This window comes from Neobacillus fumarioli NBRC 102428 (genome assembly GCF_001591485.1).
In the GTDB taxonomy this organism is placed as follows: domain Bacteria; phylum Bacillota; class Bacilli; order Bacillales; family Cytobacillaceae; genus Neobacillus; species Neobacillus fumarioli.
This window is the reverse complement of sequence record NZ_BCUZ01000173.1, coordinates 1-4262: the sequence shown is the minus strand read 5'-3', so window position 1 is coordinate 4262 and position 4262 is coordinate 1. Positions and strand designations below refer to the sequence as shown.

Annotated in this window: 9 protein-coding genes; 5 read left to right on the top strand and 4 right to left on the bottom strand. The window is 38.2% G+C overall.

The window, feature by feature from the left end; translation table 11 throughout:
* On the top strand, positions 1-213 hold a 213-nt coding region (locus BFU02S_RS17170), incomplete at its 5' end, for a hypothetical protein (RefSeq protein WP_218005658.1).
* 208 nt (positions 214-421) lie between these two features.
* Here the strand turns inward: BFU02S_RS17170 and BFU02S_RS17770 are convergent.
* Positions 422-508, bottom strand: coding sequence for a putative holin-like toxin (locus BFU02S_RS17770; RefSeq protein WP_369690717.1), 87 nt, complete (start codon positions 506-508; stop codon positions 422-424).
* A gap of 435 nt (positions 509-943) precedes the next feature.
* On the opposite strand from BFU02S_RS17770, the gene BFU02S_RS14925 reads away from it, so the two are divergent.
* Positions 944-1387: a DUF3891 family protein gene (locus BFU02S_RS14925; protein ID WP_084361151.1), complete on the top strand. Its 444-nt coding sequence runs from the start codon at positions 944-946 to the stop codon at positions 1385-1387.
* Positions 1388-1444: 57 nt separating this feature from the next.
* Positions 1445-2116, top strand: coding sequence for a serine/threonine protein kinase (locus BFU02S_RS14920; RefSeq protein WP_066372350.1), 672 nt, complete (start codon positions 1445-1447; stop codon positions 2114-2116).
* A 59-nt stretch (positions 2117-2175) separates the two neighbouring features.
* On the opposite strand, the gene BFU02S_RS14915 is transcribed toward BFU02S_RS14920, so the two are convergent.
* Genes BFU02S_RS14915 through BFU02S_RS14910 form a run of 3 tightly spaced genes read right to left on the bottom strand, consistent with a single transcriptional unit; the run spans position 2176 to position 3552 of the window.
* Positions 2176-2622: a DnaA N-terminal domain-containing protein gene (locus BFU02S_RS14915; RefSeq protein WP_066372348.1), complete on the bottom strand. Its 447-nt coding sequence runs from the start codon at positions 2620-2622 to the stop codon at positions 2176-2178.
* Positions 2623-2775, bottom strand: coding sequence for a hypothetical protein (locus BFU02S_RS16890; protein WP_157075959.1), 153 nt, complete (start codon positions 2773-2775; stop codon positions 2623-2625).
* Positions 2776-2793: 18 nt separating this feature from the next.
* A complete protein-coding gene (locus BFU02S_RS14910; RefSeq protein ID WP_066372345.1) occupies positions 2794-3552 on the bottom strand; it encodes an SDR family NAD(P)-dependent oxidoreductase in 759 nt (252 codons plus the stop codon).
* Between the two features lie 149 nt (positions 3553-3701).
* Here BFU02S_RS14910 and BFU02S_RS17425 point away from each other — a divergent pair, with 149 nt between their 5' ends.
* Positions 3702-3935 (top strand): GNAT family N-acetyltransferase, encoded by a 234-nt coding sequence (locus tag BFU02S_RS17425; RefSeq protein ID WP_235842085.1) that lies wholly within the window; start codon positions 3702-3704, stop codon positions 3933-3935.
* A 19-nt stretch (positions 3936-3954) separates the two neighbouring features.
* Entirely contained in the window at positions 3955-4083 is a 129-nt protein-coding gene (locus tag BFU02S_RS17765; protein WP_369690715.1) for a GNAT family N-acetyltransferase, read from the top strand.
* Positions 4084-4262: the final 179 nt, after the last annotated feature.

The following is a 4262-nucleotide window of genomic DNA, read 5'->3' as shown; positions in this document are numbered from 1 at the left end:
ACTAATGCTGATGTAACGAAAGTTTTGAATAAATCTAAGGGTATTGTTATCCCTTTTATCAATAAAAAAAGACCGAGTACAGTTGTGTGCACGGTTCCAGTAGACACCCCTTTTAAGAGAAGTCTTTACGGAAGTATTAGATTTAATTTTCCTTTTTTCCAATTTACTTCCCCTCTTTTAACCAAAATTGATATTTTTTGTTTTTCCTCTTAATAAGAACCTCACCTGAAGTCAAAAAGACGAATATTTAAAGAAATAAATCGTTTCATTTTATGTCTCTTCGGTTATAATATGGATAAGAGTGAATAAATTAAAAAAGACCGAACATGCGGTCACATGTCCGGTCCAGCAATAGACGGTTCCCTCTAAGGGACCGGCTAGGCGGGAATAATCCACCTGAGCTTGCTAACTCAAGGGTGGATTATTTTTTATGGTTATGAAATGACAGAATCGCTATGATCAAACTAGCAAAAGATATTGCCAGCATTAAAGATTGAAAAACTGTCATTTTAGCATCACCCCCCTTCAGTTTGGGAGTGTGCCGGCCACCCTTGAGAAATCCTATTCTATTGCACTTTTAGTTTACCATATTTCACCTTGAACAGGAACATATATTCGAATTATAGTTATAAACGGAATCCACATTTCCAATTTTCCATTTCCCTTAAGTAATTAGTATTCTATTAGATAACCATTGGATATATTATTGGTGAGCAATTAATAAAACAAAAGGTGTCCCCCTAAGAATTTGGGACACCGTCTTTTTAATGAATGACTGTAAATTGAGTATTTCGTTTTTTATAAAATTACATTTTTGTTGTGAACAGTGGCCAACTTTTTTGAAAATTGTTTCGTTTTTCCAATCAATGGTTATTGTATAATGAAGATATTCATAAACTATATAATAAATTGGCTGTCTTTACGGAGCATTCACCCTCTATAGCTGTTTTGGAGTGGTGAATTTTTTGAACGTAAAACCACGGCAGGAAGGCAGTTTTTGAACGAGGAAATACGAAGACAGCAAAATGTATTAAATGGGTTAGCAATAAAAGATAAACAGACTCTACATTACCATCTAAACATGTTAAGGTTTTGCAACAATCTTTCCCTGTATATTTGTTTAAATAAACCCGGTGTACAAAAAGAAAATGAACACCCTTTCTTTCGTAACGGAATCCCGCATTCATTCCCATTTGCCAATCATCAGCCAATCTATGCACAATGGATCGGTCTAGAAACCGTTTCCCTTTCCGCTTTTCCACTGAAAAAAGAGTTGCAAGTGCAATTAGAATTTAAAAAGGTAAAAAAACAAGATATACAGCTAAACGGAATTTTGAATGCTTATACGAATGCTCCGCTATTGAAGCGATCAGTACTATTTATGTAAATGATTCCCCCCGCTGTCATCATGAAATTGGACTATAGATGAAGGGAGTGAAATGCAATGATAACGAAATGGGATATGGCCATCGATTCCCTGTCCAACATTACCGTTCTGTCAAATCCGGACAATGAACCAGTCACCATAGTCGGCGGATCCGATGATCTAAAGTGTATCGGTATAGGAACAGATGCAGCTGTTTTTCAATCCCTTTATGCTCCAGATTACGTATTTAAACTGTATGCAAAGGACAAAGCTTATAAAATAAAAGCAGAAGAAAACGTTTATCATCTGTTGGGTAATTCGCCTTTCTTCCCTCATTGCTATGCTTCATACGACCAATTCCTTGTGTTAAGTTATGAAAAAGGCAAAACTCTCTTTGACTGCCTTCTCCAAGGAATTCATATTCCGGAACAGGTGGTTCAAGACGTGGAGGAGGCAAGAGAGTTTATTCGTCAAAAGGGGTTAAACCCGCGGGATTTTCATTTGAAAAATATTCTCCTTCAAAACGGCAGAGCCAAAATATTAGATGTCTCCGAGTATAAGAAACCAGGTAATGATTTTCGCTGGGAGCATTTGAAAATAGCGTACGAAGATTATTACCACATAATAGATGGTAAACCTGTTCCGTTTTGGTTATTAGAAACCATTCGAAGGTGGTATAACCAACGGAGTAAGTATTTTTCTTCGTACGAGGAGTTTCTAAAAATGGTTTTGAAGTTTGTAAGGATTTAAAACACATGATGTCCATCACCTGTAAACCCTGAGCCAAAGGCAGATTATAAGTTTCCGTGTTAGGAAAGCACCTTTTCCAAGCTCTTCACTGTCGCGAATTCCAATTCGAATGTTCGGCCTGCCACTTCTTCTACAGTAAAAAAGATCACTTCCTTATATCTTTCACTAAGCCAATCGCTTTGAAACTCGTTTTTACAAAGCACCAACATCACATCTTCATCCAAAAGTTTGGCAATGGTTCCGGAAAACCATGTGTCAAACGAAGGTTTCGAAAGGGTTTGCTGCAATTTCAACAAAACCTGATTCCATAACTCGAAATCTTTTAAATTTGAGCTGTTTTCAATCATTAGTGCAGGTGGTGTCTGCATTTCGATCCATCTTTCAATTTTTTCAATCCGTTCGATTATATTCTTTATAACTGGATCTTCGCTCTTGGAAGCTTGTTTGATTTTTGTGTTTTCATGTTCCGTACTCATTGCTGCTTTGGCGGGGAAATGTTCAACCATTCATTCGTTGGTCCGTTCCACACCGATCACGGAAATGATCTGAAGCAAAATTTGTTCTAAGACATTGCCATCATCACCAATTGTTCTCTGCTGAACTTGTCTGGTAAGAGATTTTCTTCTACTAAGATTGCGGTTTCTTCCAGATGTCGCCACCAATAGGCCTCCTTTTTCTTAGAAATTCATTTTCGACTGCCCGCCATCGACCGTAATACTTGCTCCAACCATCCAAGACGCTTTATCGGACGCGAGGAACGCCGCGACATTTGCAACCTCTTCCGGCGTTCCAAACCTGCCGCCGGGAATTTCCTTTTTCACAAATTCCTTCATGCCTTCCGGATCTGCCTTGAGACGCCTTAACCAGTTGCCCGTTTCATGCAGTATGCTTCCGGGGGCAATACTGTTGACCCGTATGCCAAACGAAATCACTTCATCTGCCAATGCCTTCGTAAAGCTGATAAGTGCGGATTTGGCATTGTTATAAGTCACTTTTCCACCGCTTTCCCTTCCGTAAACCGATGTGATATTAATAATCACGCCTGAACCTTGCGTTTTCATCTGCTCGACAGCCAATTTGCTCAAATGGACGGCGGAAAAATAATTCAGCTCCATCGCTTCATAGAAACAATCCATTGCGGTTTCCGTTGCCTTACCGCCATTACTTCCGCCGGCGTTGTTGATGAGAATATCTATTGTACCGTATTGTTCCATAAACGTTTGTATGAGTTTTTCCCGTTCTACTGCATTGGTGATATCCGCCTGAAAAATGGAAACATCGCCAAGTTCCGTTTTTGCTTTTTCCAATACTTCCATCCCTCGGGCTGTGATCGCAACATTCGCTCCCTCCTCCACAAACACCTTGGCAATTGCCTTTCCGATTCCTTTAGAACCGCCAGTGATGAGAACGTTCTTTCCTTTTAATTGCAAATCCATTGTGAAAGCTCCTTTTTTATCGGATATGTAAACTAAGTTTATTATTCCTCCTTAAAGCAAAGCGGATCTAATTTCTCCATCTTCCTCCCTCCTAATTTTATGGCATAAAAATTGCACTAAATATAACGAATTTGATTCACGGAGGTTTGATGAGCAATGGAAATATAAAAATTCGACCCGCAACAAAGGAGGATCTTCCGCAGCTGCTTGAATTAATAAATGAGTACATCGTAGATTTCTACAAATGTCCCCGGCCAAACGAGGGCGCTCTTGAAAAAATAGTATATCATTTAATTGAAAATCCTTATAAAGGAATGCAGTTTGTTGCTGAAACAGCATCCCAACAACTAGTAGGTTTTTCTACTTTTATATTTTACGTTTAATACCCTTGAGACGAAACGAATGGCATTCTTATATGATTTATTTGTAAAACTTGATGAAAGAGGCCAAAAGATTGGGCAAAACCTTCTTATGACCTGTATCAAGTATATCAGAGAAAATGATTATTCTCATTTGGGAAACGGCGCATGATAACTATACAGCACAAGCTTTATACGACAAAGTCAGGGCATAAAAAGCCGTTTGGTTAAACCATGAAATTAAGTAGTTTAACTCTATAAAATTATTCACTTTGGAATGTAATATTCAAAACGTAATGAATTTTCTGATTGTCATATGAATGAACTGTAGCCCCGTTATTTCTTTAATAA